Genomic DNA, 514 nt, shown 5'->3' with positions numbered 1-514 from the left:
ACTTCGTCGGCTGGATCGATAAACGGCTCGCCGAGGCCGATCCCGGCTCTGGGGCACCCGAGCGTGGTCCGCGCATGCGGGAGGCCGTTCTCAGTCCCCTCTGCGAAATCTACGGCATCGGACCGAAGCTCTGGGCGATGCTGCTGGCTGACCTTCTGCTCGGCGCCGACCCGAACCGGGAACGCTGGGTCACAGCTGGATCGTGGATGATCGCCGTCGACTCCCTCGTCCATAATTTCCTGCGTCGGACCGGCACCTTGACGCGCTTCGACGCCGAACACGCCTTCGGGGCGGCCTGTACGGCGCCTGGCGGCTGCGCGAAGATCATTGAGGGCTTGGCCTGCCGAATCGATGCCCGGGCCTACAACCCAGAGTTCCCAGCGACCTTCCCGCGTTTTGTTCAAGCGGCGCTGTGGGGCTTTTGCGCGGAGGCTGGCTGGGACATCTGCAACGGCAATCGCATCGACGATCGGCTCGGCTGTCATCAGCGCGGGTGCCCAGCTTTCGAGGTCTG

General features: G+C 65.6%; 1 pseudogene. It reads left to right on the top strand.

The annotated features are described in order from the left end of the window. Nucleotides 1–514 (top strand): annotated as a pseudogene (locus tag MKL09_RS11085) (hypothetical protein); the annotation flags it as partial.

This window comes from Methylobacterium sp. J-048, assembly GCF_022829515.1.
In the GTDB taxonomy this organism is placed as follows: Bacteria; Pseudomonadota; Alphaproteobacteria; order Rhizobiales; family Beijerinckiaceae; genus Methylobacterium.
The sequence above is the reverse complement of the archived record's forward strand: the minus strand, read 5'-3'. Positions and strand labels throughout refer to the sequence as shown.